The 236-nt window shown below is 52.1% G+C and carries 1 protein-coding gene; it reads right to left on the reverse strand.

Features of this window, described 5'->3' with window-relative positions; translation table 11 throughout:
- Positions 1-236, reverse strand: a 236-nt coding sequence (locus CF394_RS05730) for an Orn/Lys/Arg decarboxylase N-terminal domain-containing protein (RefSeq protein ID WP_207761692.1), incomplete at both ends; no start/stop codon positions are given.

Below are 236 nucleotides of genomic sequence, written 5' to 3' on the forward strand. Positions count from 1 at the left end.
GCGTCCGGCGATAAAGTCGGCGGTATCTTCCAGAATCCAGGCGAATTCATCGACAAGCTCCAGCAGGTCGCGATCCATTGCGGCGAGGGCTTTTTCCCGATCGCCCAACAGGAAGACCGGCACGTTTTGTTGGCGCTCATGAAGCTTACCGATCAATTGTCTGACGTTTTGATGTTCGTCCGGATGTTCCATTTGATAGCTGAACATCAGGCAGTCAATGGCTTCGTTTGAAGAGA

Origin of the sequence: Tetzosporium hominis (assembly GCF_002265435.1) — a bacterium.
Classification (GTDB): domain Bacteria; phylum Bacillota; class Bacilli; order Bacillales_A; family Planococcaceae; genus Chryseomicrobium; species Chryseomicrobium hominis.